Raw genomic sequence first — 25,524 nt, 5'->3', positions numbered from 1 at the left:
GCCACCCGGGGCGCTGCCGTGTCCGGCGGGCGACCGGGGCGACCTCGTGGACTCGTCCGGTGGGTCCATGACCTTGTGGCCCCGTCCGGTAGGTCCATATCGTTGGCGCCCATGGGTCGGGCCGAGATCGTCGTCCGTGTCGTCTCCTACATCAGCCTGCTCGCTGGTATCCCGGCGGTCCTCGTCTTCGGCTGGATCCTCTTCGTGCCCGGCACGGCCGTATGCGACGGCGCCGTGATGAGCCCGGGGCAGACGTGCGGGCTGCCGTTCGCGACCGGCGACTCGTACGAGACGATGGTCACCGAGACGACCGTGCGGCGCTCGATCGCGTACGCCGCGTGCGGGCTGGCCCTCGTCGGCGTCGTCGGCGTCCCCGCCGTGGAGGTCTACCGGCACCGGCAAGGGCCTGCCCCGCGCTGGTTCACCCCGGAGACGATGCTGAGCGACGACCCCGGCCACGTCGCGCCGGAGGTCCTGATGCGCGCGCTCACGACGTACGCCGCCCGGCTCGCCGACCGCGAGCGCGCCGTCGGGCCTGATCATCCTGACGCTCTGACCTGGCGGTACAACCTCGCCAACGTGACGGTCCTCGCGGGCAGCGCGGCGCAGGCGATCCCGCTCTACGAGGCGGTAGCGGCGGGCCGGCGTCGCGCGCTGGGCGCCGACCACCGGGACACGATCGCCGCGGAGGCCGGGGTCGCCTACGCGCACGCGATGGGCGACGAGCCGGGCCGGGCCATGACGCTGTGCGAGGTTCTGCTTCCGCGCGCGGAGCGGGTCCTGCCCGGTCGCGACTCAGGTCTCCGGACGATCCGCCGCACCTCGGAAGTCGCCCGCGGCCGCACGGCGGACGCGGACGCCGACGCCGACGACTGGCCATGCACCTGCTGCCAGGCAGCGCACGATCCTGGCAGCAGCCGCATGGTCGACCCGGGCCGGAGGGTGATCCGGGGTGCCGATCACCTTGCCTTTTGCCGACCAGCCGAGGCCTGCCAGTACCCCGGTTTTGTATGGTCAAGACCAGTCCGACCTAGGCTAAAATCGGCCTGCTTGCCTCCGTAGCTCAGCTGGATAGAGCGGGTCACTTCTAATGACTAGGTCGCGGGTTCGAATCCTGCCGGGGGCACACGACAGAGGAAATGGTGATGCCGGCGCTCTCCGCGGAGAGCGCCGGCATCACCTTTGGGTCAGTTCGTCAGGCGGAAGGTGGCGTCGCCGCGCCCCGTCGTGGTGGTGATTCGGTCGAGCCGCAGCCCGTACGCGAAGTGGCGGATGTAGTGGTCGGGGTGGTTGTAGGACTGGAAGGACGACCAGGTCGGGTCTGCGAGGCCGGCGACCTGCCGGAACGTGGCGTCGGCGGCGAACTGGCTGCTGCCGTCGTTGTAGACGAGCTGGAAGTCGTAGTTGGCGTGCCGCAGGAAGTGCCCAGGCATGTTGACCGACTCGAAGGAGACGGTGCCTGTGCCCGCCAGGCCGGGCCTCATCCGGAACTTGGCGTCGTCGCTGGTGATGTTCTGGTCGATGCGCACGTCGAAGTTGGTGTGCCGCACGTACCGGTCCTGGAAGTTGTACGACTGGAGCCGGTTGGCCGGGGTGTTGGGCCAGCGTGCGAGCACGCGGCTCTCCTCGGCGGCAGTCAGGTTCAGGATCCAGCCGTGTCGCTTCTTCGTGCCGCCCATGTTGTAGCTTCCCGCGGCCGGGATCTGGTAGGAGGCGGGGTCGGACGGGTTGGTCGTCACCACCGGCATGTACCCGCGTCCGGAGGCGTACTGGTCGACGTAGACGGCCCACTTGTTGGTGCCGTTGAACTTCATCCACAACGGGCCTTCGACCTGGGCACCGGTCAGGCCGATGCCGGAGAGGTTGCCGAGGTGGGTCCACGTCCCGAGGATCGAGTTGCTGCCCTCGAGGGTGATCTGGCCGTCGCCGGAGGCTCGTACGTAGCGGTAGTTGCCGACTCCGGAGGGCACCTCGACGATCTGGGTGTCGATGATCTCCTGGGTGCCGGGTCGCTCGATGTACGGCTGCGGCGTGGTGATGGTGCGGAAGTCGCTGGTGCGGGCGTAGTAGATGCGGTGCTTCTTCACGCCGTTGACGGGTACGTTCGTCGCCCAGTACAGGACGTAGTCGTTGGTCTCGGGGTTCCAGATCGCCTCGGGCGCCCAGGCGTTGCGCCCGTCGGGGATCGCGCCGGCGACGTTCAGCAGCCGCGGCTGTGACCAGGTGACCAGGTCCGTCGACTCCCACACCACGAGGTTGCGGCTGCCGTTGTTGATGGACCCCGCCCAGTCCTGACCGCAGCCGATGCACAGGTCGGTCGCGATGATCCAGTACTTGCTGCCGTCGGGAGACCTCACGAACGCGGGGTCGCGCACCCCCTTCGTGCCGACCGTGGAGCGTAGGACCATGCCGCCGCCGTTGAGGTCGTTCCAGTGCAGGCCGTCCGTGCTGTGCGAGAGGTACATCTGCTGGTTGGTGGGCCCCTCTCCGGTGAAGTGCACCATCAGGTAGCCGGGGTCGGCGGCGGCCGCCCGCTGGGGTGTGGTCACGGCTTGGCCCGTGAAGAGGAGGCATACGGCGAGCAACAACGCCGACAGCCGGGCGTGACGTAGGGATAGGGACATGAACATCTCCTGTCGTTCTTGCGGGTACTACCAGGGCGAAGGGAAGAGTGGTGATGCCGGCGCTCTCCTCGAAGGCGCCGGCATCACCTTTGGGTCAGTACGTCAGGCGGAAGGTGGCGTCGCTGCGCGCCGTCGCGGTGGCGATCGGGTCGAGCCGCAGCTCATACGCGAAGTGCCGGATGTAGCGGTCGGGGTAGTTGTACGACCGGAAGGACGACCAGCTCGGGTCGGCCAACCCGGCGACCTGGCGGAAGGTGGCGTCCTGGGCGAACCTCGTGGTGCCGTCGTTGGCATCCAGCCGCAGCTTGTAGAAGGAGTGCCGCAGATAGCGGGTCGGCTGGTTGAGGGACTGGAAGGAGACGCCGGAGGGGTCGGCCAGCCCCGGCACCAGCTTCCATTGCGAGTCGGTGTAGGGGTCGAACGGGTACGGGTCGATGCGGCCGAGGGAGTCGACGTGCCGCCAGTATCGGTCCGGGAAGTTGTAGGACTTCAGCCGGTTCCAGGCAGGCTTTCCCCAGGTGGCGACCATGTTGTCGTACACCGTTTGGGGGATCGGCTTGATGTCGGCGTGCTTGGAGTTCAGCGGCTGGGTGTAGACGCGCCGGTCGGTGGCGGTCCAGGTGCCGGTGGAGAGGTCGTTGGTCTGCCAGGTGTAGAAGAGCCCGTTGGCGTCGCCCCACAGGTACCAGGTGCCGGAGGCCTCGGCGAGGATCGGGCCTTCGATGCCTCCCTGCGGCGCCAGGCCCGAGGTGAACTGGGTGAAGCTGCCGGGGGCGAGGGAGGTGGACCTCGCACCAACCAGGCTGTTGCGGCCCTTGTAGTACAGGTAGTTGACGCCGTTCACGTCCTTGGCCAGGGTTCCGTCGATGATGTCGTAGCCCGGGTCGAAGAAGACCTGCGGTGCCGTCACCGTCTGGAAGTCCGTGGTGTAGTTCACCATGATCACGTTGTGTCCGCTGCTGTTGACGGCCGAGTAGATGAGGGCGTACTGGCCGCGGGAGGGGTCCCAGAAGGCTTCGGGCGCCCAGGTGTGGGTGGCCATGTCGTGCAGTTTCAGCAGGCGATAGTTGTCGAAGGAGCGCAGGTCGGCGGAGTCCCAGACGTGGATGTACGGGGTCTTCTTGGTCCAGTCGGTGCCCTTCAGATTGGTCGCCATGACGACGAAGGCGCCGTCCTGCTTGGGCAGGATGAAGGGGTCGCGCAGACCGCCGTCGCCCGCGGTCGGGGTCACGACGGGGTTGTTCTGGTTCAGCGGCATCCATTGGAGCGCGTCGGTGCTGACCGCGAGGTGCAGGCCGTAGTCCGTGCCGAGGTTTCTCGGTGACCAGGTGAAGTAGGCCATGACGAACGGGGAGGTCGTCGCGGCGCTCGCGGACCGGCTGCCGAGGGTCAGTACGCCGGTGCTGGCCAGCGGCACGGCCGCGGCCGTGCCGAGCATGCCGAGGAAGAGCCGGCGCGACGGGAGGGGTGTTGCACTCATCTGGTGCCTCCGGGCGTAGGAAAGGTGCGGGCGAATCCAGAAACTGTGGGCGGCCCCGGCCTGGAGGCGCCCACAGGTTCGATCCCTCGTCAGCTCCAGGCAGCCGCGGTGAGCCAACTGGCGCCTGGGACGACGCTCTCGCGTCGTCCCAGGCCTTGGTGCCGCCACGAGGGCCGTGCGGACGTGGGGGGTGACGCATCCGTGCCGGCGCCGACCTGGAGGCGCTGGCACCCCTGGCGATGCGGGTCAGTTCGTCACACGGAAGGTGGCGTCACTGCGGGCAGTCGCGGTCGTGATCCGGTCGAGCCGCAGCGAGTACCCGTAGTGGCGGATGTAGTGGTCGGGGTGGTTGTAGGACTGGAAGGACGACCAGCTCGGGTCAGCGAGCCCGGCGACCTGCCGGAACGTGGCGTCCGCGGCGAACTGGCTGCTGCCGTCGTTGTAGACGAGCTGGAAGTCGTAGTTGGCGTGCCGCAGGAAATAGCCGGGGAGGTTGACCGACTCGAATGAGACGGTGCCGGTGCCCGCCAGGCCGGGCCTCGGCCGGAACTGGGCGTCCTCGGCCGGGCTGACGGCGGGATCGATGCGCACGTCGAAGTTGGTGTGGCGCACGTACCGGTCCTGGAAGTTGTACGACTGGAGCCGCTGGGCCGGAGTGTTGGGCCAGCGTGCGAGCACACGGCTCTCCTCGGCCGCCGTGAGGGTCATGATCGCGCCGTGGCGCTTCGCGGTTCCGCCCATGTCGTAGCCGGCCCGATCCTGAAGCCGGTAGGTGCTGACGTCGAACGGGTTGGTGGTCAGGATCGGCCGGTACTCGCGGACGTTGTTCTCGTTGTGGTCGATGTAGAGGGCCCACTCATTGCGGTCTCGGAACTTCATCCAGACCGGGCCTTCGACCACGTTGCCGGTGAGGCCGATGCTGGAGAGGTTGCCGAGGGTGGTCCAGGTGCCCAGGATCGAGTTGCTGCCCTCGACGTTGTTCTGGCCGTCGCCGGAGACCCGCAGGTAGCGGTAGGGGCCGGTACCTGCGGGCACCTCGGTCATCTGGGTGTCGACGACCGCGGTGCTGCCGGGCGGGTCGATCCAGATCTGCGGGGTGGTGATGGTGCGGAAGTCCGTGGTGCGGGCGGAGTAGATGCGGTACTTGAGGATGCCGTTCACCGTGGCGTTCGTCGCCCAGTACAGGACGTAGTCGCCTGTCTCGGGGTTCCAGATAGCCTCCGGCGCCCACGCGTTCTTTCCGCCGGGGATCAGTCCGGCGGCGCCGAGCAGCCACGGCTTCGACCAGGTCACCAGGTCGGTCGACTCCCACACCACGAAGTTGGGGCTACCGTTCTGGTACGTCGAGCCGCAGCGGATACACAGGTCGGTCGCGATGATCCAGTACTTGCTGCCGTCGGGAGAGCGCACCAGCGCGGGGTCACGTACCCCCTTCGTGCCGATCGGGGACTGCAGGACCGGCGCACCGCCGTTGAGGTCGTTCCAGTGCAGGCCGTCGGTGCTGTGCCCGAGGTACAACTTCTGACCGGTCGCGGAATCGCCGGTGAAGTGCACCATCAGGTAGCCGGGGTCGGCGGCGGCCGCCCGCTGGGGTGTGGCCACAGCTTGGCCTGTGAGGAGGAGGCAGACGGCGAGCAACAACGCCGACAGCCGGGCGTGACGTGCGGACATGGACATCTCCTGTCGATCTTTGCGGTCGGCGGACGCCGGTGTGGAGTTGGCCAGTGCACGGCCGGACGTGCACTGGCGCCGGGGGCCGGCGCCGGGCGGTGGGTCAGTGGACGACGTGGAACGTTGCGTCGGCTCGGTCGGTGGCGGTGCCGATCGGGTCGATGCGCAGGGCGAAGCCCGAATGGCGCAGGTAGCGGGTCGGGTAGTTGACCGACCGGAACGACGACCAGCTCGCATTGGCCAACCCCGCCTCCCTGGTGAAGGTGGCGTCGGCGGCGAACTTGGCGGTTCCGTCGTTAGGGGCCAGGACCACTTCGAATCCCTGGTGCCGCAGGTACCGACCGGGGAAGTTCACCGATTCGAACGAGACCGCGGACGGGTTGGACAATCCCGGGCGGACCACCGGCTCGCCGTCAACCGGACCTGGCCGAGGTCGAACGGGAACGCCGAGACGCCGATGTCGTCACGGACTGGCGGAAGCGCCGCGGCCCTCGCGACCAGGGCGAACGAGGTGAACGCCGCGGGCGATGCGGCCGCGAGGGCGGCGACCCCTGCGGCCTGCCGCAGACTGCGGCGGCTCAGGTCTGAGGATGACATGATTCTCCTTTGAATCGGCCGATGCCGCTGCAACAAGACAGCGGCAAGCACGCCTTTGTGCTCGTCAACAAGAAGTGAACGACGACGGTCGCTGGCGTCGATCGGGTGTGGCAGGCGGGCGCCCGGTTCCGCGATCTCGTTACGCAGGGGCGCCGCGTGGATCAGCGTCGGGTTCGGCGCAGGGCGCGGCCGGGATATCGCATCGTTGACAACCTCTCCGTTGGGGTCGTACGCGGTTCCGAAAATCACTGGGGTCGAGGATGTTAGCGCTAACAAATCGGCTGGCGAAACAACCCCGATGTCCTTGGTGTGGCGTTAGTCAACAGCCATGTCGGCGTGCTGTCAACGCGGTTGATGCCGCCAACGGCCAATGAATCGTGTCACTGGTGTTAGCGCTCACACCAGGCCCGGGAAAGGGCCGGTCGTGGCGGGGTCCCAGCCACCGCCACGGCTGGCTCGTCGCCCCGAATGGCTGCGAGACGGCCTAAACATCCAATCTTCTTCACCTTGGGCCCCGCACCTGCAGTGGCACTGCCGTACCGGTTGTGGAGGGTGTACCGATCCGCCCGGCAGCACGCACAGACCCTGTGCTTCTGCACACCAACAGTCCGGTACGGCTTGGCAGAACGATCTTGACCTATCAGGATGAAGCCGTGACTCCAGGAACACGCTCCGCAGTGCTCGGCCGTCGGGGTGGTGTGGACCCGAACGTTGCGGAGCAGCTCGGCTTCACAGTGCACGACGTCGTGCGAGATCTGCGCCGCGACGTCGCCGCTGCGACCTTGCCTCTCCCCATCGATGGTGCGGAAGACGCCGAAGCCTCCCGCCACCGTCTCTTGGCCCAGCTCGACGAGCATCTCCTGCCGCGCCTCGCCGAGCTGTCGAGCCCTGCCGTGGTGGTGCTCGCGGGTTCCACCGGCGCCGGCAAGTCCACGCTGTTCAACAGCCTCCTGGGCGAGGAGGTGTCCGAGGCCGGAGTGCTGCGGCCCACCACGCGCGAGCCGGTCGTCGGGGTGCACCCGCGGGACATGGACACGCTCACGCCCGGCCCCGTCACCGAGCTGGCCCGCCTGGTCAAGCACGAGGGCGTGCCACGCGGCACCGCGCTGATGGATGCGCCCGACCTCGACTCGTTCCTGTCGGAGAACCGCTCCACGGCGCACCAGCTCCTCGAGGCGGCCGACCTCTGGCTGTTCGTCACCACCGCCGCCCGCTACGGCGACGCCCTGCCGTGGCAGGCGCTCGACCGCGCGAAGGAGCGCGGCGCGAGCGTCGCGATGGTGCTCAACCGGGTGCCGAAGGAAAACCTGGCGACGATCCGCACCGACCTCAACTCGCGGATGCGGGAACGCGGCATGAAGGACGTCCCGCTGTTCATCGTGCCCGACGTCGGGCCGCACGAAGGACTGCTCGACGCGACGCTGGTCGCACCCATCCAGCGCTGGCTCAACCTGATGGCGGGCCCCGAGCGCTCGCGGACCGTCATCCTGCGCACGCTCAAGGGCGCGCTCGGCGCGCTCCCGGACTGGGTGATGGGGCTCGTCGGCGCGGTGGAGAAGCAGGGGACCGCCGCCTTCGACCTGCGGACCGCCGTCCAGTCCGTGGTGCCGGACGCGCAGCTGGCCGGGCGGGCCGCCGTCCTGTCGGGCGCCGCCGGCGAAGGCACCGTCGCCGCGCGGTTCATGGAGCTCGCCAGCACGAAGCACATCTCCCGGGTCACCGTGCGGGACGGCGTCGCGCGGACCACCAAGCGCGCGGGCAAGGCCCGCGAGACGGCGCTGATGCGGCTCCGCGAGGAGGTCGAGGCCACCGCGGCCCGCGCCTTCGTGGCAGCGGGCGTGCGCACCGAGGAGAGCCTGCGGGCCGCCCTGGCCGGGCCGAGAGCGCCCGCCGCCGGCGAGACGATCGTGCCTTCCGGTCCGCGCCGCGCGAAGGAGCGCCTCGCCTGGGGAGAGGCAGCAGCCGCCGACTGGTCCCGGCTGGCCGACGACGTCGTCGGCCGTATGGGGGCCTCGGATCCCGAGGCCGCCGATCCCGATCCCGAAGCCGCGGCCCGCGCCGCGGGCGCCCGGAAGGCGTTCGGCGACATCGGCCTCGCGACCCTCCTGCAGGCCACCGCGCTCGGGAACGAGGACTCGGCGGGGCTCATCGACCGTGTGCTCGGCGAGACCGCGGGCGAAGCGATCGAGGAGCTGCAGGGCGAACTCGCGGACAAGGTAGTGCTAGCAGTTGCGGAAGAAGCCCGTTCTGTCCAGAGTGCCCTTGACGTCCCCGCCCTAGCCGACGACGCGGCCGCTCCGCTCCGTGTCCGGCTGGCCGAGCTCAGGAGGCTGACATGACGGGCCACGACGCGACACTGGGCGCTCGTACCGAAGACCTCGGCCGTGCGCTGCAGATCGCCGGATCACGCCTCGACGACGCGGTCTTCGGCAAGGTCGCCAGCTCCGTGGCGGGCGTGCGTGAACGGCTGGCACTCGGCGTCGACCACACGGTGGTGGCGCTCGCGGGCGGCACCGGGTCGGGCAAGTCGAGCATGTTCAACAAGATCTCCCGCCTCACGTTCGCCGACGTCGGCGTGAAGCGCCCCACCACCGCCAAGGTCACCGCCTGCTCGTGGAGCGACGACGCGACGCAGCTGCTGGACTGGCTCGGCGTGGAGCGCGAGCGCCGCATCACGCGGGCGGGCGAGCTCGACGCCGCCGACGAGACGTTCCTGGACGGGCTCGTGCTGCTGGATCTGCCTGACCACGACTCGGTGGCGCCCGGCCACCGCGCCGTCGTCGACAAGGTACTGCCGCTGGTCGACCTTCTCGTGTGGGTGGTGGACCCGCAGAAGTACGCCGACGACGCCCTGCACACCGGCTACCTGCGCGAGTCGACCGGCATGCAGGCTTCCACGGTGGTGGTGCTCAACCAGATCGACACGGTGCCCGTGGGGCAGCGCGACAACCTCGTCAACGACGTGAAGCGGCTGCTGCGCGACGACGGCCTGGAGGACGTCCCGGTGGTCGCGGCGTCCACCAAGACGGACATCGGCATCGAAGACCTGCGCGCGCTGCTGGAGCAGACCGTGGCGCGCCGGTCGGTCTCCGCCGGCCGCGCCGCGGGCGAGCTCGACGCTGCAGCGTCCCTGCTACTGAGCCAGACCCCCTCCGAGGTGCCGTGGCACATAGACACGGTCCTCGAACGTGAGGTGGACGCCCTGGCACGGGCGGCGGGGCTGGAGTCCGTCGCCGCACAGGTCGGCGCCGCGGTGCGCAACGGGTACGGCTCGCCGGAGTTCCGCGCCCCCGACCCCGACTCGATAGCGCTGTCCCGGTCGCGCTGGCTCACCGGCTCGGGCGAGTCGCTCCGGCCGGGCTGGCAGCGCTCGCTCGCCGCGAGCGTCGCGAGCGCCCAGGACGTCGGGAACGCGGTGGCCACGGCCCTGCAGGGCATCACCCTCGACACCAAGGGCCCGACGACGCAGCGCCTCACCCGCCGGCTCGCTCTCGGGGCGGTGCTGGTCGCCGTGGTGCTCGGGATCGCGACAGTGCTGGCCTCGATGGAGATCCTGCCCGCGGGGGACACGTGGACCACGGTGCTCGGGGTGCTCGCCCTCGTGGCGGCCGTCGCGGCGCTCGTGGTGTTCCTCGCGGCGATGCAGATTCGTCGAGCGCTGGCCGCCCGGCGGGCGCAGGGCGTCATCGCGTCGGGCCGGGCTGCGCTCGAGCGAGTGCTGCAGCAGACCCTCGGCGTGCCCACCCAGCGGCTGCTCGACGAGCACCGCGCGGTGCGCGAGCTGGCACAGAGTGCGCGCGACGACGGACCCTCGGCACCGCTTCGCCTGGAAGAGAACACGACCACAGGCGCCTCGATCCGGGTTACGTCCCCAGGCGCCGTCCGGCTGACGGATCTGGGGCCCGTTCGCGCCTGATGCTGGGTGCGGGCCGGCCGCTGGGGTCGGTCCGGGACACCCAGGAGGGCTACATGAACGACGTGACGGTGACCGTGTCCGGCTTTGCCGGCAACAATCCCGCGCTGCACATGGGCAAGGAACAGGAGTGGACCTCGTTCCGCGTGGCCAGCACCCGGCGCTACATGAACGACAAGGGCGAGTGGACCGACGGCGCGACGCTGTGGTTCACGGTCAAGGTCTGGCGCGCCGCCGCGCTGAACGTGGTCAAGTCGGTGCACAAGGGCGACCCGGTGGTCGTCACCGGCCGGCTCGAGGTCGACGAGTGGACCGCACCCGATGGCAAGGAGCGGATGGGCCTGGTGATCACCGCGTCGGCGGTCGGCGTCGACGCCACCCGCGGCAGGGTGGAGTTCGCTCGGACGATCCACCACGGGGCGGCGCCGGAGACGCCGGGCAGCGGCGAGCTGGTCGCGGCGGGTCCGGGTGAGGTGGACCCGTTCGCCGTCGACGGCCTGGGCGACCTCGACGCCCCGCCGCCGGGGGAGGACGCCGGTTCCGACGCTTCAGGTGACGAGGACAACCCGGGCGACCTCACCGGCGTCGGGCAGCGCGAGCTGGTGACCGCGTAGGCTTGGGCCCAGTCGTGCTCTGCGGTCCGCGGGTGCCGGGGGAAATGGTTACGCGGACGCCCCCGGCACCCGCTCCGCGTGAGCGCACCCATCCGAAGTACCTACTGTGAACGGTGGAACACAGGCAGTGGCTGAGTTCATCTACTCCATGTACAAGGCGCGCAAGGCGCATGGCGACAAGGTCATCCTCGATGACGTGTCCCTGAACTTCTATCCTGGCGCGAAGATCGGCGTCGTCGGACCGAACGGCGCCGGTAAGTCGACGATCCTCAAGATCATGGCCGGGCTGGACCAGCCGTCGAACGGTGAGGCGCGGCTCTCGCCCGGCTACACCGTGGGCATCCTGCAGCAGGAGCCGCCGCTGAACGAGGAGAAGACCGTCCTCGGCAACGTCCAGGAGGCGGTTGGCGAGATCCTGGCCAAGAAGGCGCGGTTCGACGAGATCTCCGCCCTCATGGCGGAGCCCGACGCCGACTTCGACGCGCTGCTGGCCGAGATGGGCACGCTGCAGGAGGACATCGACGCCGCCGACGCGTGGGACCTCGACTCCCAGCTCGAGCAGGCGATGGACGCTCTGCGCTGCCCGCCGCCGGACGCCGACGTGACCGTGCTCTCCGGTGGTGAGCGCCGCCGTGTCGCGCTCTGCAAGCTGCTCCTGGAGAAGCCCGACCTCCTGCTGCTGGACGAGCCCACCAACCACCTCGACGCCGAGTCCGTGCTGTGGCTCGAGCAGCACCTCGCGTCGTACGCGGGCGCCGTGCTCGCCGTGACCCACGACCGGTACTTCCTCGACCACGTGGCGGAGTGGATCTGCGAGGTCGACCGTGGGCGTCTCTACCCGTACGAGGGCAACTACTCCACGTACCTGGAGAAGAAGGGCGAGCGCCTGCAGGTCCAGGGCAAGAAGGACCTCAAGCTCGCCAAGCGCCTCAAGGAGGAGCTGGAGTGGGTGCGGTCCAACGCCAAGGGCCGCCAGACCAAGTCGAAGGCGCGCCTGGCCCGCTACGAGGAGATGGCGGCGGAGGCGGACCGCACGCGGAAGCTCGACTTCGAGGAGATCCAGATCCCCGCCGGCCCGCGCCTGGGCTCGCTGGTGCTGGAGGCCGACAGCCTGCAGAAGGGCTTCGACGACCGCATGCTCATCGACGGCCTGTCGTTCACGCTCCCGCGCAACGGCATCGTCGGTGTCATCGGCCCGAACGGCGTCGGAAAGACCACGCTGTTCAAGACCATCGTGGGTATGGAGCCGCTCGACGGCGGTGAGCTCAAGATCGGCGAGACCGTCTCGATCTCGTACGTCGACCAGTCGCGCGGTGGCATCGACCCCAAGAAGACCCTGTGGGAGGTCGTGTCCGACGGGCTCGACTTCATCAAGGTCGGAAATGTCGAGATCCCGTCCCGCGCGTACGTCGCGTCGTTCGGGTTCAAGGGCCCGGACCAGCAGAAGCCTGCCGGTGTGCTGTCCGGTGGTGAGCGCAACCGCCTCAACCTGGCCCTGACCCTCAAGCAGGGCGGCAACCTGCTGCTCCTCGACGAGCCCACCAACGACCTCGACGTCGAGACGCTCGGCTCCCTGGAGAACGCTCTTCTGGAGTTCCCCGGCTGCGCCGTCGTGGTCTCCCACGACCGGTGGTTCCTCGACCGCGTGGTCACGCACATCCTGGCCTACGAGGGCACCGAGGAGAACCCGGCCAACTGGTACTGGTTCGAGGGCAACTTCGAGTCGTACGAGGCCAACAAGGTCGAGCGCCTCGGCGCGGACGCCGCCCGCCCGCACCGGGTGACGTACCGCAAGCTGACCCGCGACTGACGAGGGGTTGGTTCCCGTGACGGACCGAGGGACGAGGTCCGCCACGGGAACCAGGCCGAGGAAGCTGCGCAACAAGCCCTGCGACTGACGGCGCGCGTCGGGAACCGGCGCGCATCGGCCCGGGCGAAATCGACATCGATTCCTTGCCGCATCCAGGCATGTCCGACAGGATGCCGCAGTGAGCCCTGCCCTACGACCTGGGTGGCGGGACCTTCCGCCCCTGCTGCGAGACCGCATCACCGACATGCTCGGAGCGCGCGTGATCGCAAGCAGACACCCGGAAGACTCCGGAATCCTGCCCGGCGCCCAGTTTCAGGTCCAGACGACCAAGGGGCATGCCTTCATCAAGGCGATCGGCACGGAGCAGGTCGGCACGCTGAACTTCCTGCGGCAGGAGATCGCGCTCGCACCGCTCATCCCCGCCGCCGCTCCGCACCCGGAGCTGCTGTGGTCCATCGACGAGGTCCTGGGCAACCTCGGCACGTGGGTCGCTGTCGGCTACACGATGCGGGAGACCGTGCGGCCGATCGACCTCTCCTGGCCGGAGGAGGACGTCGCCGCCCTGGTCAGGGTGGTGCGGGGCATCGGAGAGATCGAGGCGCCCGACAACCCGATGTTCCTGCCGGAGGAGAAGGTATTCCCCACGGACTCGTGGGAGGTGCTCGCGGACAAGCGGCCGGCCGGCCTGGCTCACCACACGCCGTGGCTCGCCAACCGGTTGGAGGGCCTGGCCGAGATCGCCTCGCACGCCCCGGACGCCATAGCCGGCACGAGCCTGCAGCACGGCACGCTGCGGGTGCAGAACGTGCTGCTGCCTGAGACGCCGGGCGAGCAGGCGGTGGTCGGGGACTGGATCCGGGGCAGCGTCGGCGCGCCGTACCTCGACCTCGTCTCGATGCTGCTGCACGTCCGGACCAACGACGGGCCGCCGCCGGAGGCCACGCTGCGCCAGTACGGTCTGCCGCCCGGCACGGAGCACGACGCCGTGACCTGCTGGGTCGCGGTGCTTGCCGGTCACTACGTGAAGTCGTCGATGGACCCGCCGCCCACCGACATGCCGGAGCTGCGGTCCTACCAGCACCGGCTGGCCCGGGTGGCCGTGTCCTGGCTGCAGACCCGGCTCGGTTTCTGACCCGCGGCCAACGACGTTTCTGACCGCGGCCGACGACGTTTCTGACCCGCGGCCGACGAGCGGTCGAGCCCGAGGACCCCGCGCAACAGGGACTGTGGTTTGCAGGGGCAACTTTCGTTGGGCACACTCCGGGCCATGAGTGCTGTTTGGCGGCCGGCATGGTCCGATCTACCTCCCGCTGTTCGTTCCCGGGTCAGTGAGACCATGGGAGGACGGGTGATCGGCTCAGCTCCGATGGGTGGAACCGAGCTGCCCGGCACGCTGGAGGTTCTGCAGACGGCGTCGAGCCGCTCGATCATTCGTGCGGTCGGGCCGGAGGCGCCGCTGACGCAGGAGCGGCTGGCAGCGGAGGCGGCATCGGTGGCCACGCTGCCCGACGAGGTGCCAAGCCTCCCGCGCGAGTGGTTCGTTGACGAGGTGCTTCCCGGGGCCGGCCGCTGGGTTGTGCTCGGCTACCGCAACGAGCCCATCCGCCCCCCGCACGACCCCTGGGACGAGGCGGATCTCGCCGCGGCCGTCGAGCTCGCGATCCAGATCGGCACCAGCGAAGCGCCCGTCGGCCTGCCCGACGCGCTCGACCAGATCGACGTCGGCGCCTGGGCCACGATCGCCGCCACGTGGCCGCCCGGCCTCTCGGCCTTCACTCCGTGGCTGTCCGACAAGATCGACCAGCTGGCCGCGATCGCCTCCTACGCCGGCGAGGCGATGTCCGGCCCGAGCCTGGTGCACGGCGCGCTCCGCCGAGAGTCGATCCTGATCACCGACCACGGCTGGGACGCGACGAGCGCCCATGCGGTCGACTGGTTCATGCCGTCCCACGGCGCGCCGTTCCTCGACGTCGTCCTGCTGCTGCCGTACCTGCGGGTCGACGGCGCGCCGCCGCCCGAGGTGGTCCTGGACCGGCACCCGCTGCCCGACGTCGACCCTGAGGCGCTCACCTGCGCCGTGACGGTCACCGCGGGCGCGCTGGTGCTCGAGTCGATGCGGCCGCCGGAGCCCGGCGTACCGCACGGCCGTGCCGTGCAGCGGGAGGCGGCGCACGCGGCCCTCCACTGGCTGCGCACGCGGCTGGGCGGCTGACCTCTGCACGCGGCGGTCACCCCGAGGTCGCGCCTGACCTGCGTGCCTGCGGCAGACTGTGCGTCATGACCGATAAGCCCGACGACGACGCGGCGTCCGGCGTCCCGGACCTTGCGCCAGGTCCTGAGCCCGCCCCGGCGCCGTCCGCCGCGCCCGGCGACGAGTCGGGCCTGACCGGTGCGCTCGAGGTACTCCGGGCCCGGCTCGGGGCGCTGCGGCTGCCGCTCGAGACGTCGGACGTGGAGACGGCGCGTACGGACCTGCGGCGGGCCACCGACCAGCTCGACGACTACCTGCTGCCCCGGCTGCGCGCGCAGAAGGCGCCGCTGCTCGTGGTGGTCGGCGGTTCGACGGGTGCGGGCAAGTCGACCCTCGTGAACTCGGTGCTGGGGGAGCAGGTGACGCGGCCGGGCGTGCTGCGGCCCACCACGAAGGCGCCGGTGCTGGTGCACCATCCGCTGGACGGGCGCTGGTTCTCCACGGACCGGGTGCTGCCGAGCCTGGCGCGCATGACGGCGTCGGGCAGCGCGACGTCGGGCACAACAGGGCAGGCCACGCCGCCCGACCCCTCCCGTACCCTGAAGCTCGTCCCGAGCGACTCGCTGCCGAAGGGCCTGGCGCTGCTCGACGCGCCGGACATCGACTCGGTGGACACCGCCAACCGCGAGCTGGCGGCCCAGCTGCTCGGGGCGGCGGACCTGTGGCTGTTCGTCACGACGGCCGCACGCTACGCCGACGCCGTGCCGTGGGACCTGCTGCTGGAGGCCGCCGGCCGCAAGGCGCAGGTCGCGATGGTGCTGGACCGCGTGGACCCGGGCGCCGAGGCCACTGCCGACGACCTGCGGGACATGATGGTGGAGCACGGCCTGGCCGAGAGCCCGCTGTTCGTCATCCCCGAGTCCGAGCTGATCGACGGGATGCTGCCGGAGGACGCCGTCTCGGAGGTGTCGCGCTGGCTCACCGGGCTCGGCGGCGACGCCGACGCGCGCCGGAGGGTCATCGCAGCTACCCGCGACGGGGTGGTGGACGCACTGGTGGTGCGCGCGGGCGAGCTGGCCGACGCGGCCGACGAGCAGCGGGCCGCCGACGTCCGGCTGCGCCACGTCGTGGAGCGCGCCTACGCGGACGCGGTGGCCCACGTGACGGCGGCGACGTCGGACGGCGCGCTGCTGCGCGGCGAGGTGCTCGCCCGCTGGCAGGACTTCGTGGGTACCGGCGAGTTCTTCCGCGCGGTAGAGGAGGGCATCGGCCGGTTCCGGGACGCGGTGGCCGCGTTCATCCGCGGCAAGCCCAAGGCGGCGCCCCAGGTCGAGCAGGCCATCGCGCACGGCCTGGAGTCTGTGGTGCTGGACGCCGCTGAGGACGCCGCCGAGCGCTCCTACCAGGCCTGGCGGGGCGACGCCGCGGGCGCGGCGCTCTTGGAGGGCCTGGAGCTGTCGCGGACGCCGGCGGCGCTGCGGGCCGAGGTGGGCGCGCAGATCCGCGGCTGGCAGGGCGACGTCCTGGAGCTCGTGCGCGAGCAGGGCTCGGCGAAGCGTGGCACCGCCCGGGCGCTGTCCTTCGGCGTGAACGGCCTGGGCGTGGCGCTGATGGTCTTCGTGTTCGCCTCGACGGGCGGGCTCACCGGCATCGAGGTCGGCATCGCCGGCGGTTCGGCGGTGCTGGCCCAGCGGCTGCTCGAGGCCGTGTTCGGCGAGGACGCCGTGCGGCGCCTGGCCGTGCAGGCGCGCGAACGGCTGCGGGCCCGCGTCCAGGCCGTGATGGACGGGCAGGCCGCCCGGTACACGGCGCAGCTCGACGCGCTCGGCTCCGCGGAGGCCGGCGGGGCCGGCCTGCGCGCGGCTGCCGCCGCCGTCGCCGACGCCGCCTCGGCCGAACGGCGTACCCGCGTGCGCGCCGCCGACGCCGGACCTGGCGCCGGGACGCCCACCGAGGACCTTGTCGAGAGCCGCGGGCTGCGCGGCGTCCGCGCGGCGGCGACCGGCAAGAGCCTGGCCGACGGACGCACCGACCTGGCCCAGGACTCGGGCAAGAAGGGCTTCTGGAAGCGGCTGTTCGGCGAGGGGGACCGGTGAGCCGCCTCGACCTGGCCGACCGCACGACGGCCCTCGACACCGCTGTCCAGGCCGCGGAGGGCCGCCTCGATCCGGCGCTGCTGGCCGAGGCCCGCGCCGTCGTGACTCAGGCGCGCGAGCGCGGCGGGCTGTCCGCGGAGCACACGGTCGTGGCGCTCGCTGGCGCCACCGGTTCGGGCAAGTCGTCGGTGCTGAACGCGGTGGCGGGTATCGCGATAGCGCAGGCCGGCGTGCGGCGTCCGACGACGTCGTACCCTATGGCCGCCGTCTGGGGCGACGGTGCGGACCCGCTCCTGGACTGGCTCGAGGTCGGACGGCGGCACCAGGTGGGGGTCTCGGCATCGGAGGCCGTGCCGACGTCGGACGCCGTGCCGACTCCGGTGGTCGAGCCTGTCGAGACCTCGGGCCGCGGGCCGTTCCGGCGTCGGACGCCCGCAGGGGACACGACCGGACTAGTCCTGCTGGACCTGCCCGACCACGACTCGATAGTGACCGAGCACCGCATGCGCGCGGAGCGCCTGGTGCAGCGCGCCGACCTGCTGGTCTGGGTGGTCGACCCGCAGAAGTACGCGGACGCCGCGCTGCACGAGGGATTCCTGCGCCCGCTCGCTGGCCACGCCGAGGTGGTGGTGGTGGCCCTCAACCAGGCCGACCGCCTGACGCCGGACGAGACGTCGGCGATGCTCGCGGACCTCAAGCGCCTGGTCGCCGAGGACGGGCTGGAGGGGGCCCGAGTGCTTGCCGTGTCCGCCAAGACGGGGCAGGGCATGGACCAGCTGCGTGACCTGCTGCGCGTCGCGGCGGCGAAGCGGGAGGCCGCGAACGCGCGGCTCGCCGCGGACGAGCGGGCTGTGGCGCAGAAGATCGTCGACCAGTGCGGCACGCCGCCGTCGCGCGTGGGGAGCCAGTCCCGGGGGGAGCTCGTGGCGGCCCTCGAGGACGCCGCGGGCGTGCCCACCGTGGTCCGGGCCGTACGCGCCTCCGCCCGCCGAGACGCCCGTGCGGCGACCGGCTGGCCGCTGACCCGCTGGGTCGGGCGGCTGCGCAAGGACCCGCTGCGGCGGCTCGGGCTGCGCGCGGCGGACCGGGAGCAGCGGGCGCCATCGGGCCGGGAGGACCTGGTGCGGACGTCGCTGCCGACGGCGCAACCGGCAGTGCGGTCCGCCGCGGCCTCAGCCGTGCGGCACTACGTCGACGAGGTGACGCGCGGCGTCGCCGACCCGTGGGTCCTGGCCGCGCGTTCGCGGGGACAGGCGGGCATCAACGAGCTGCCCGACTCGCTCGACCAGGCCGTGGCGGCCACCCGCGTCGAGGTGTCCCGACGCCCCGTGTGGTGGTCGCTGGTCAACTTCGTGCAGTGGTTGCTCGTGGCCGTGGTGGTGGCGGGCCTGCTGTGGTTGCTCGTGCTCTTCGGCTTCGCGTACCTGCAGCTCCCGCCGCCGCCGACCCCTGTGCTCACCCTGCCGACCTGGTCGGGCGGCGACGGCGTGGTGTTCCCAGGGGCGCCCGAGTCCGGGTCCGGCGACGGCCTCGGCGTCGACCTGTTCCGCATCCCGTGGCCCACGCTCATGGTGCTGGGCGGGCTCGCGCTCGGCCTGCTGCTCGCCCTGGTCTGTCGCGTGTTCGGCGCCCTCGGCGCCCGCCGCCGGGCGATGGGCGCCCGACGCCGGCTCCGGCAGTCGGTGGGCAAGGTCGCCGACCGGCTGGTGCGGCAGCCCGTGGAGGAGGAGCTCGCACAGCTCGCGAGCTGCCGGACGGCGGCGACGGTCGCCGCGAGCTGAGCCGGCTTGTCCGTGCTCGGCCTGCCCGTGCTCAGCCCCGGTGGCGGAACGTGATCGGCTCCTCCTCGAACTCCTTCCAGGCCAGGCGCTCCGCCTCCGTGAGCCGGCGGGGCTTGCTCGTGGCGGCGTCGACGAACACGAGCGTGGTGGTCGCGCGGGCGTAGGGCTCGCCGCCCGTCGTCGGGCCGGTCTTCGCCATGCCGACGGCGCCGTCGTGCACCTCGTAGCAGACCTCGGCGCTCGCGCCGCCGATCCGGCCGAGCCACATCTCCACGCGCACCGGCGTCCGGGTGAACAGCAGCGGCCGCAGGTACTCGATGCGCTGCCCGGCCACGAGCGTGTGCGAGTCGGCCTCGAGGCCGGTGGGGACCACCGCCGTCGGCCAGGCCTCGCCCTCCGGCGCCTCCGGGTGCTGCCAGAAGGCGGTGATCCGGGCGTCCTCCAGCAGGCGGAACATCGCTACGTTGTTGACGTGCGCGTATGCGTCCAGGTCGGACCAGCGCAGCGTGACGGGGACGTGCAGGCGTGTCATTGCCCTATCTTCTCCCGGCTGCCACAAGTCCCCGAACGACCCCTGTCACGATGAGAAATCTGTGAGTGGTTCTCGGTGTGTCCGAATTGCTAGATTCATCCCCTTGGTTCCGGCCATGGAGGAACAGTGGATCTGCCAAGGCACTACTTCGATCCGGTCACTCTGCACGAGGTGTTCGACGACGTCCCGGCCGCCCGGGCGTACCTCGCCGAGCTGGCCGAGCATCCGGACCGCGACGCGCCGGGGACGCTCGCCGTGCGGGTCCCGCTCACCCGCGCGCTCGCTCCCGAGGCGGAGGACCCCGAGGCCGAGCTGAGGGAGGCCGAGCGCCTCGGCTGGCTGGCGGTCAGCCTGACCGGCGGGCCGGGCGACGAGATAGCGGCCGCCCACTCGCACGCCTCCGATGTGCCGCTCGGCGCCGTCGCGCCGCTGCTCCGGCTGGCCCACGTGCTGCAGTGGCGGCACCGGTACTCGGAGGCGGACCTGCTGTTCGGGCTGGCGCTGGAGGCAGCGCACCACTACGGGGAGCACGCGGCGAGCATCGAGCACGCGCGCCGGCTCGAGTACTTCGCCCTGCAGCACTGGGGCAGGTGCCGGTACGACCAGGCGCTCGAGGTGCACGCCGACCACGCCGGCCCCTACCTCGACGAGGCTCTCGCCCTGTTCGTGCTCGCTCTGGAGCAGCGGGTGGAGGCGGGCGCGCCCCCGGAAGAGGTCGCGTCGACCCGGCTCGCGGTGCGGGCGGCCCGCGAGCGGCTGGCCGAGCTCGGGGCCTAGTCCGTAGGCCCGCTACGCCGGCAGGCGGATCATGCCCTCCTGGCCCGCCGAGGCCACGAGGGTGCCGTCCTGGGTGTAGACCGTCGTGGTCCCCAGGGCACGGCCGCCCTGCGCGGACGGCGACGACTGCACGAACAGCATCCACTCGTCCACCTGGACGTCGCGGTGCCACCACATGCCGTGGTCGAGGCTGGCCATCGGCACGGAGGCGCCCATGTCCTGCCACGACTTCCCGGCCGCGCGCATGGCGGGCTCGAGCATCAGCTGGTCGCAGGCGAACGCCAGCAGGGCGCGGTGCATGGCCTGGTCCTTGATGCCCAGCGGCCGGCGCGCGCGCATCCAGACCAGCTGGGTGGCGGGCGGCGTGCCGCCGTCGCCCACCGCGGCGTCCGGGTGCAGGTACAGCGAGCCGCCCACGTGGCGCAGCTCGAACGCCGAGTCCGTCCAGAACTGGGCGCGGACGTCGGCGCCCTCGGGCAGGCGGGCGAGCTCGTCGAAGGAGGAACCGACCTCGTCGGGCGCGGGGACGCCGTCCGGCATGGGCGTCATGTGCTCGTAGCCGGGCTGGTCCTCCTGGAAGGACGCGATCATCGACAGGATCGGCTTGCCGTACTGGATGGCGTGGGTGCGGCGCGCGCTGAACGAGCGCCCGTCGCGCAGCCGCTCGACCGCGAAGTCGATGGGATCCTCGACCCGGCCCTCGCGCAGGAAGTAGCCGTGCAGCGAGTGGATCTGGCGGCCGTCGGGCACCGTGCGGTCCGCGGCCAGGATGGCCTGGGCGAGCACCTGGCCGCCGTAGGCGCGGTTGGCCGGGCCGGGCACGCTGTCCCCGCGCAGCACGTCCTCCTCGCCGCGCGGGCCCCAGCCCTCCAGGTGCCGCAGGTCGAGCACCCGCAGCAGGCGGTCGAGCGCGTCGGGCTCGCGATCGGGCTTGCCGTCGGGCGAGGCGGCGCCGGCGATCGGGTCATGGGTGGTGGCGTCCACGAGCGGGCGTCTCCTTGTCGTTCTTCTGGTCAGTCTTCGAACGTGTTGATCATGCTGAAGGCGGCGCGCTCGAGGTAGTCCCACAGCTGCGACTCGTGGATGGGCGCGAGGCCGAGCGAGTCCACGGCGGTCCGCATGTGCGCCAGCCAGCGGTCGCGGGCGTCGGGATTCACCTTGAACGGCACGTGCCGCATCCGCAGCCGCGGGTGCCCGCGCTGCGCCGAATAGGTGGTGGGTCCGCCCCAGTACTGCTCGAGGAACATCGTCAGACGCTCCTTCGCAGGCCCCAGGTCCTCCTCGGGGTACATGGGGCGCAGCACCGGGTCGTCGGCGACGCCGTCGTAGAACGCGTCGACGAGCCGCACGAACGTGTCGTGGCCGCCGACGGCGTCGAAGAAGGATTCCTGTGTCACGTCAGTCATCCTGCCACTCGACCATGACAGCATCGTGACGGCGGAGTGAAACGGAGTCTCCCTTGTGAGCAACTCGACAATTGCCTGGGCGAAGGGCTTGCCAGCCCCGTTAGGCTGAGACCGAAACCTGCAGCGACGCACGGTGGGAGTTGAGACATGACCAAGGCTGACCAGATCCTTGCGGCACTCGGGGGAACCTCGAACGTCGTCGAGCTGGAACCGTGCATCACCCGGCTCCGAGTCGAGGTGAGTGATCCGTCCCTCGTGGACGAGCCCGCCCTGAAGTCGTCGGGTGCGTTCGGCGTGGTGCGATCCGGCAGGGTGGTCCAGGTAATCGTGGGTCCCGAGGCGGACGACCTCGCGGCCGAGCTCGACACGCTCAGGGTGTGATCGTGGGAGCGTGACCTCGAGTACGTGAACGCGCGCGGGCCCGGGCATACCCCGGGCCCGTGACCTGTCTCACGATTGCGCGACGGCGTGCACAGCCGTCGCGAACGGCCTGTGAAGGTCGAGCGGGAGTACGTCGCACCTGGCCGGAGATGCCTGGACGCACGCCCCGACCCGAGTAGGGTTTGCAGGCGTGTTCGAGTCTCTTGCTGCCTCCGTGTTCGACAGCGCCGAGGACTTCTGGTCCTGGTTCGGTGACATGCCACTGAAGATCATCCTGATCATCGTGATCGGCATGGTCGCCATCAGCGTGCTGCGGCGCGTCGTCACCGCCCTCGCCGAGCGCATCGCCACCGGCCAGAAGCCGAGGACGACGGTGGTCGAGCACACCGCGGACCCCGTCGGAACGACCACGGGCGCCATCCCGAACACGGCACCCGGCGTGGGCAGCAAGCGCCGCCGCAAGAGAATGCTGATGTCGCCGCAGGTCCTGGCCGACGTCCTGACCTCGGCCAACCCGCGTGTCGCCGAGCGGCGCGCTCAGCGCGCGCGGACCGTCGGCTCGGTGCTGAACTCCTCGGTCAACATCGTGATGGGCACCATCATGGTGCTCTCGATCCTGCAGGTCCTCGGCTGGGATGTCGCTCCACTGCTCGCCGGGGCCGGTGTGGTCGGCGTCGCGGTCGGTTTCGGCGCGCAGAGCCTCGTCAAGGACTTCATCTCCGGCATCTTCCTGCTCATCGAGGACCAGTACGGGGTGGGCGACAACGTGGACCTCGGCGCCGGCGTGGTCGGCACCGTCGAGGCGATGGGCCTGCGGCTCACCCAGGTGCGCTCGTTCGACGGCACCCTCTGGTACGTCCGCAACGGCGAGATCCTGCGCGCGGGAAACCGCACCCAGGAGTGGAGCCGCGCGGTCGCCTCGGTGCAGGTACCGCTCGGGACCGACGTCGACGCCGTGCGCGCCGCCCTCGGCCGCGCCGTAGACCGGGTCAAGAACGATCCGGAGCTCGCCGACAGCCTCCTGGAGACGCCGTCGGTGCGGGGCGTGGACGCCGTCGACCAGGGCGGCCTCACGTTCACGCTGCACGCCCAGGTGCGCCCCGCCCAGCAGTGGGCAGTCGCCCGGTCGCTGCGCGTCGCGGCCCACTCGGCGCTGCTCAGCGAGGGGATCGTCGCGCGCTCGGCACCAGTGGAGGTCGTCGCTGGGGACACCCCCGGCGTCAGCTGACCTGACGGTCCCGCCCGCCGCGCCACGGTTGCCGCCGTCCGAGGGGCTGAAAACGGCAGCAGCGCGGCGCTCGCCCCCGGATTTCCAGGCCGGGTTGCGCCCCGAGAGCGCCGGTAGATGGCAGGATCTTTCCTTGTGACCGACGAACCGAAGACCGGGTCCACCGGAGACGGCTCCACCGTGCCGCCGGAGCTGGCCGAGCTGGCGACCGCCCACGGCGTGCAAACCGAGTACACCGACCACGACGGCCGCCTCCAGCAGGTCAGCACCTCGACGCTCGTCGCGGTGCTCGAAGCGCTCGGCGTGCAGGCGTCGACCCCCGCCGCCGTCACGGCAAGCCTGGAGCGGACCCGCGACGACGACTGGCGCGCGATGCTCCCGCCCACGGTCGTCGTGCGGGAGGGCAGCGAGGCGCAGGTCCCGGTGCACATCGCCGACGGCGCAGAGGTGACCGCGTGGGTCGAGCTCGAACAGGCAGAGGCACCGGTCGTGCCGGCGAGCGCCACGCCGTGGCGCGTGACGGCACCCCAGGGCACTCCGACCGGCTCGTTCGCCACGGTGCGTGGCACCCGCGTCCCGCTGCGCCACGCCAAGGTCAACACCTCGCCGCGCACCGTGGACAGCCGCAAGGTCGGCCGCGCGGTCTTCACCCTTCCCGACAGCCTGCCGCTCGGCTGGCACACGCTGCATGCCGAGTCGGGCGGGCACACGGCGCAGGCCCCGCTCGTGGTGACGCCCGCGCGGCTGGAGCTGACCGAGGAAGTGGCCCAGAAGCAGGCCTGGGGTTTCATGGTCCAGCTCTACTCGGTGCGGTCCAGGGACTCCTGGGGCATGGGCGACCTCGCCGACCTGGCCGACCTCGCGTGGCAGACGGCGCACAACGGCGGGGCCGACTTCGTCGGGATCAACCCGCTGCACGCCACGGAGCCGGTGACGCCGCTGACGCCGAGCCCGTACCTGCCGACGTCGCGCCGTTTCATGTCGCCGCTGTACATCCGCGTCGAGGACATCCGTGAGACGGCGTATCTCTCCGCCGCGGACCGGTCGCTCGTGGAGTGGGCCGGCGAGCCCGTTCGGGAGCTGTCCGAGGACACCGGCCCGATCGACCGGGACGCGATCTGGGAGGCCAAGAAGGCGGCGCTCGAGGTCGTGTACACGGCGCCCCGCTCGGCGGCGCGGCAGACGGCGTTCGACGAGTTCGTGCTGGAACAGGGCAAGGGTCTGGTCGACTTCGCGACCTGGTGCGCCATCACGGAGCACCTCGACGGCCGGGACTGGCCGACGGAGCTTTCCGACCCGGGCTCGCCGGGCGTGCTCACGCTGCGCGGCGCGCTGTCCGAGCGCGTCCAGTTCTACTGCTGGATGCAGTGGGTGGCGGACGAGCAGCTGCGCGCCGCGCACCGTACCGGGCTCGACGCCGGCATGCGGGTGGGCGTGCTCAAGGACCTCGCCGTCGGCTCGTCCCCGGACGGCGCCGACGCCTGGGCGGACTCCGGCGTGCTCGCCCGGGGCGTGTCCGTCGGCGCCCCGCCAGACATGTACAACCAGCAGGGCCAGAACTGGGGCCAGCCGGCGTGGCACCCGCGCGGGCTCGCGAAGGCGGGTTACGCGCCCTACCGCGAGCTGCTGCGCACCGTGCTGCGGCACTGCGGCGCGCTGCGCATCGACCACGTGCTCGGTCTCTTCCGCCTGTGGTGGATCCCGGGCGGGGCACGCGCGTCGGCCGGCGCGTACGTCACCTACGACCACGAGGCGCTGATCGGCATCCTGTGCCTGGAGGCGCAGCGCGCCGGGGTGACGATCGTCGGCGAGGACCTCGGCACGTTCGAGCCCTGGATCCGCGACTACCTCGCGGAGCGCGGCATCCTCGGCACGTCGGTGCTGCTCTTCGAGCGGGACGCCGCCGGTGCGCCCATCGAGCCGGAGGCCTACCGCAGTGCGGCGCTGGCCACCGTGACCACCCACGACCTGCCGCCGACGGCGGGGTATCTCGCGGGGGAGCACGTGGACCTGCGGGAGCGGCTGGGGCTGCTCACGGAGGACCCGACGATCCTGCGCGGACGTGCGCGCGCGGAGCGGGAGTCACTCGTGGAGGCGCTGTCCCGCCGCGGCCTGACGACGTTCGACCCGTCCGAGCGCGAGCTTGTCGAGGGTCTGCACCGCTACCTGAAGGACACGCCGGCCGCGCTGGTCGGGGTGTACCTGACCGACGCCGTTGGCGAGCGCCGCGCGCAGAACCAGCCCGGCACCGACACCGAGTACCCGAACTGGAAGGTGCCGCTGGCCGACTCCGCGGGCAGCGTGGTCCTCCTGGAGGACCTGTTCAGCAACGCGCGCCTGCGGTCGCTGGTCGGCGTGATGAACGAGGAAGAGCCGGAGACCGGCGCGGAGGTATAGGCCTCACGGTGGCCGAGCTCGTCGAG

Annotated in this window: 21 protein-coding genes and 1 tRNA gene; 15 read left to right on the top strand and 7 right to left on the bottom strand. The window is 71.2% G+C overall.

The window, feature by feature from the left end:
• Positions 1-111 precede the first annotated feature (111 nt).
• The gene (locus IE250_RS15695) at positions 112-1,062 is read left to right on the top strand and encodes a tetratricopeptide repeat protein (protein ID WP_189670191.1); all 951 of its coding nucleotides are present in this window, start codon (positions 112-114) and stop codon (positions 1,060-1,062) included.
• Positions 1,053-1,126, top strand: a tRNA-Arg gene (locus tag IE250_RS15690). Before IE250_RS15695 ends, IE250_RS15690 begins: the two co-directional genes overlap by 10 nt.
• A gap of 61 nt (positions 1,127-1,187) precedes the next feature.
• On the opposite strand, the gene IE250_RS15685 is transcribed toward IE250_RS15690, so the two are convergent.
• From IE250_RS15685 to IE250_RS15670, 4 genes are all read right to left on the bottom strand, one after another.
• On the bottom strand, positions 1,188-2,624 hold the full coding sequence (locus IE250_RS15685) for a glycoside hydrolase family 43 protein (protein WP_229872498.1): 1,437 nt from the start codon (positions 2,622-2,624) through the stop codon (positions 1,188-1,190).
• Between the two features lie 94 nt (positions 2,625-2,718).
• Positions 2,719-4,104, bottom strand: a complete 1,386-nt coding sequence (locus IE250_RS15680) for a glycoside hydrolase family 43 protein (RefSeq protein ID WP_189670189.1) — start codon at positions 4,102-4,104, stop codon at positions 2,719-2,721.
• A 246-nt stretch (positions 4,105-4,350) separates the two neighbouring features.
• Positions 4,351-5,775, bottom strand: coding sequence for a glycoside hydrolase family 43 protein (locus tag IE250_RS15675; protein ID WP_189670188.1), 1,425 nt, complete (start codon positions 5,773-5,775; stop codon positions 4,351-4,353).
• 103 nt (positions 5,776-5,878) lie between these two features.
• Positions 5,879-6,130: an AbfB domain-containing protein gene (locus IE250_RS15670; RefSeq protein WP_229872497.1), complete on the bottom strand. Its 252-nt coding sequence runs from the start codon at positions 6,128-6,130 to the stop codon at positions 5,879-5,881.
• Positions 6,131-6,232: 102 nt separating this feature from the next.
• Between IE250_RS15670 and IE250_RS25065 the strand changes: the two genes are divergently transcribed.
• From IE250_RS25065 to IE250_RS15625, 9 genes are all read left to right on the top strand, one after another.
• Positions 6,233-6,385 (top strand): hypothetical protein, encoded by a 153-nt coding sequence (locus tag IE250_RS25065; RefSeq protein ID WP_373301701.1) that lies wholly within the window; start codon positions 6,233-6,235, stop codon positions 6,383-6,385.
• 640 nt (positions 6,386-7,025) lie between these two features.
• Entirely contained in the window at positions 7,026-8,711 is a 1,686-nt protein-coding gene (locus IE250_RS15660) for a GTPase (RefSeq protein WP_229872495.1), read from the top strand.
• Complete coding sequence (locus IE250_RS15655; RefSeq protein ID WP_189670185.1) at positions 8,708-10,288, top strand: GTP-binding protein; 1,581 nt, start codon at positions 8,708-8,710, stop codon at positions 10,286-10,288. Before IE250_RS15660 ends, IE250_RS15655 begins: the two co-directional genes overlap by 4 nt.
• A gap of 53 nt (positions 10,289-10,341) precedes the next feature.
• On the top strand, positions 10,342-10,899 hold the full coding sequence (locus IE250_RS15650) for a single-stranded DNA-binding protein (RefSeq protein ID WP_189670184.1): 558 nt from the start codon (positions 10,342-10,344) through the stop codon (positions 10,897-10,899).
• A gap of 127 nt (positions 10,900-11,026) precedes the next feature.
• Complete coding sequence (gene ettA / locus IE250_RS15645) at positions 11,027-12,709, top strand: energy-dependent translational throttle protein EttA (protein ID WP_189670183.1); 1,683 nt, start codon at positions 11,027-11,029, stop codon at positions 12,707-12,709.
• 259 nt (positions 12,710-12,968) lie between these two features.
• Positions 12,969-13,841 carry a phosphotransferase gene (locus IE250_RS15640; protein WP_189670182.1) on the top strand — a complete coding sequence of 291 codons (873 nt, stop codon included), beginning with the start codon at positions 12,969-12,971 and terminating at the stop codon, positions 13,839-13,841.
• A gap of 216 nt (positions 13,842-14,057) precedes the next feature.
• Positions 14,058-14,921: a hypothetical protein gene (locus tag IE250_RS15635; RefSeq protein WP_189670181.1), complete on the top strand. Its 864-nt coding sequence runs from the start codon at positions 14,058-14,060 to the stop codon at positions 14,919-14,921.
• 65 nt (positions 14,922-14,986) lie between these two features.
• Positions 14,987-16,996 carry a dynamin family protein gene (locus IE250_RS15630; RefSeq protein WP_189670180.1) on the top strand — a complete coding sequence of 670 codons (2,010 nt, stop codon included), beginning with the start codon at positions 14,987-14,989 and terminating at the stop codon, positions 16,994-16,996.
• The gene (locus tag IE250_RS15625) at positions 16,993-18,777 is read left to right on the top strand and encodes a GTPase (protein WP_189670179.1); all 1,785 of its coding nucleotides are present in this window, start codon (positions 16,993-16,995) and stop codon (positions 18,775-18,777) included. The genes IE250_RS15630 and IE250_RS15625 overlap by 4 nt, the downstream gene beginning before the upstream one ends.
• 31 nt (positions 18,778-18,808) lie before the next feature.
• On the opposite strand, the gene IE250_RS15620 is transcribed toward IE250_RS15625, so the two are convergent.
• Positions 18,809-19,309, bottom strand: a complete 501-nt coding sequence (locus IE250_RS15620; RefSeq protein ID WP_189670178.1) for an acyl-CoA thioesterase — start codon at positions 19,307-19,309, stop codon at positions 18,809-18,811.
• 126 nt (positions 19,310-19,435) lie between these two features.
• Here IE250_RS15620 and IE250_RS15615 point away from each other — a divergent pair, with 126 nt between their 5' ends.
• Positions 19,436-20,086 carry a hypothetical protein gene (locus tag IE250_RS15615; protein ID WP_189670177.1) on the top strand — a complete coding sequence of 217 codons (651 nt, stop codon included), beginning with the start codon at positions 19,436-19,438 and terminating at the stop codon, positions 20,084-20,086.
• A 12-nt stretch (positions 20,087-20,098) separates the two neighbouring features.
• Here IE250_RS15615 and IE250_RS15610 read toward each other — a convergent pair whose 3' ends face one another.
• Together IE250_RS15610 and IE250_RS15605 are read right to left on the bottom strand one after the other, a co-directional pair.
• A complete protein-coding gene (locus IE250_RS15610; RefSeq protein WP_189670176.1) occupies positions 20,099-21,070 on the bottom strand; it encodes an acyl-CoA thioesterase in 972 nt (323 codons plus the stop codon).
• Positions 21,071-21,099: 29 nt separating this feature from the next.
• Entirely contained in the window at positions 21,100-21,492 is a 393-nt protein-coding gene (locus IE250_RS15605) for a globin (protein WP_189670175.1), read from the bottom strand.
• A gap of 147 nt (positions 21,493-21,639) precedes the next feature.
• On the opposite strand from IE250_RS15605, the gene IE250_RS15600 reads away from it, so the two are divergent.
• From IE250_RS15600 to malQ, 3 genes are all read left to right on the top strand, one after another.
• The gene (locus IE250_RS15600; protein WP_189670174.1) at positions 21,640-21,873 is read left to right on the top strand and encodes a PTS sugar transporter subunit IIB; all 234 of its coding nucleotides are present in this window, start codon (positions 21,640-21,642) and stop codon (positions 21,871-21,873) included.
• Positions 21,874-22,063: 190 nt separating this feature from the next.
• Positions 22,064-23,101 (top strand): mechanosensitive ion channel family protein, encoded by a 1,038-nt coding sequence (locus IE250_RS15595; RefSeq protein ID WP_229872494.1) that lies wholly within the window; start codon positions 22,064-22,066, stop codon positions 23,099-23,101.
• A gap of 135 nt (positions 23,102-23,236) precedes the next feature.
• On the top strand, positions 23,237-25,498 hold the full coding sequence (gene malQ / locus IE250_RS15590) for a 4-alpha-glucanotransferase (protein ID WP_229872493.1): 2,262 nt from the start codon (positions 23,237-23,239) through the stop codon (positions 25,496-25,498).
• The last annotated feature ends 26 nt before the right edge of the window (positions 25,499-25,524 follow it).

Source organism: Promicromonospora soli (assembly GCF_014653785.1).
Taxonomy (GTDB): Bacteria; Actinomycetota; Actinomycetes; order Actinomycetales; family Cellulomonadaceae; genus Promicromonospora; species Promicromonospora soli.
Note: the sequence above shows the minus strand (reverse complement) of the source record. Positions and strands in the feature narration are given on the sequence as shown.